The following is a 2,102-nucleotide window of genomic DNA, read 5'->3' on the forward strand; positions in this document are numbered from 1 at the left end:
GAGCCGCACCTACCGCACAAACCGGCCCCCGCACGACCCGACCTCGAGGAGGGTCCGCCGCGCAGCGGCGGGGTGTCGCCCCGGGGGCCCGGCCGGGGCGGCGGGCGCGGCCGCCCCCCCCCGCCCCCGCCCCCCCCCCCCCCCCCCCCCCCCCCCCCCGGCCCCCACCCCGCCGCTGCGCGGCGGACCCTCCTCGAGGTCGGGTCGTGCGGGGGCCGGTTTGTGCGGTAGGTGCGGCTCAGATCGGCGGTTCGGCCAGCCAGCCGCCCATTGCCACGGTGCGGAAATGGGTTGTGAGCGTGTTGGTTTCGTCGATGACGTGCAGCGCGATCGCCGGGTCGGGGGCGTAGTCCATCACCTTGTGCGGCAGGGTCACCTCCCATTCGCCGCCGAGGACGGAGGCGGTGCTCGGGCAGGTGATCATCGGTTTGCCCGCGAAGGTGGTGGCGATCGGGGAGTGCGCGTGGCCGGTGAGGACCCCGATGACGCGGGGGTCCCCGGCCACCACGGCGGCCAGGCGGGCGGGTTCGGCCAGGGCGATCACGTCGACGACCGGGCTGGCGACGGGACGCGGCGGGTGGTGCAGCGCGATGAGGATCGGGCCGTCCGGTGCGGCGGCGAGCGCTTCGGCGAGCCAGTCGTAGGTCTGCTCGGCCAGCAGGCCGCTCGGTTCGCCGGGGATGGTCGAGTCGAGCATGAGGACGGTGAGGGCGCCGACGCGGTGGACGCTGTTGATCGGGGCATCCGAGGCCGGTTCACCCAGCAGCTCGGTGCGGAAAGCGGTGCGATCGTCGTGATTGCCCGGCAGCAGGCAGATGGGGATGTCGGCGCGCAGCGCCAGCCGCGCCTCCGCGTACTGTTCCGGCTTCCCCGAGTCGGTGATGTCGCCCGTGACGAGGATGACGTCGGGCCTGCGGGGCAGATCGGCCAGGTAGGCCATCACCCGCTCCACGCGCTCGGTGTTGCGCGGGGTGAGATCGAAGTGGGTATCGCTGAGCTGAGCCGCCAGGATCATCGGCAGTCGCTTTCTTCTCTGGGATCGCTCCGTTGCGTCAGAGTGTGCCGGTATGACTCATCGGCACCTCTCAAGGCTAGATGACCTGCGTATATCCGTCTGCATGAGCCGTACCACGGACCGAAACCTCATCAGTGGTCTGTGTCACTTCTCACGCTCGGTGAGGTATTGCGGGACGCGCGGATTTCCTGCTCGTTCTCGGGCGTCGGCACCGGGTGGCGCAGCGGCACCCGCATAGCCGACCATGGGGTGATGACACGGGGTGCCGATCTGTTCGAAGCCAGTCGCGGCCGCCTGGAGGCGATCGCCTACCGGCTGCTCGGGTCGGCCGGCGACGCCGAAGACGCGGTGCAGGACACCTATCTGCGCTGGCACGCTGCCGACAAGGACCTGATCGAGACGCCGGAGGCCTGGCTGACGAAGGTGCTCACCAACCTGTGCCTCAACCAGCTCACCTCGGCCAGGGCGCGTCGGGAAACCTATGTGGGCCAATGGCTTCCGGAGCCGGTCCTGGCCGGTGACCGGATGCTCGGTCCGGCCGAGACCGTCGAGCAGCGCGAGTCCGTGTCGCTGGCGATGCTCACGCTGATGGAGCGGCTCTCGCCGAACGAGCGCGTGGTGTACGTGCTGCGCGAGGCCTTCGGCTACCAGCATCGCGAGATCGCCGAGCTGCTCGATCTCACCGAGTCGAACTGTCAGCAGATCTACCGGCGAGCCAAGCAGCACGTCGGCGGGCGTACGCGGGCGAGCGTCGACTCCGCCACCGCTCAGCGGATCGTCGAGGAATTCCTGGCCGCTGTCCTCAGCGGCGACACCGACCCACTGATCCGCTTGCTCGCCGACGACGCGGTGAGCGTGGCCGACGGCGGCGGTCGCGTCGCGGCCCGCAAGACCCCGGTCGTGGGCGCCGGCGCGGGAGCCCCCGACCGCGAAGCCCGGGTTACCCGGGCCCCCCCGCCCCCCCCCCCCCACTCCCCCCCGCGCCCCCCCCCCCCCCGGGTGGGGGGGGCCGCGGGGGGGGGGGGGCGGCGGCCCCCCACCCCCCCGGGGCCCCCCCGCGGCCGCGATCGCCCGCTACCTCTCGCAC

2 protein-coding genes are annotated in these 2,102 nt (G+C 72.5%); one reads left to right on the top strand and one right to left on the bottom strand.

The annotated features are described in order from the left end of the window. Positions 1-238 precede the first annotated feature (238 nt). Complete coding sequence (locus QH270_RS00200) at positions 239-1,015, bottom strand: metallophosphoesterase (protein ID WP_280338324.1); 777 nt, start codon at positions 1,013-1,015, stop codon at positions 239-241. Between the two features lie 252 nt (positions 1,016-1,267). Between QH270_RS00200 and QH270_RS00205 the strand changes: the two genes are divergently transcribed. Next, positions 1,268-2,102: sigma-70 family RNA polymerase sigma factor (locus QH270_RS00205; protein WP_280338325.1), on the top strand; the 835-nt coding region annotated here is incomplete at its 3' end.

Source organism: Nocardia neocaledoniensis (genome assembly GCF_029868625.1).
Lineage (GTDB): Bacteria > Actinomycetota > Actinomycetes > Mycobacteriales > Mycobacteriaceae > Nocardia > Nocardia neocaledoniensis_A.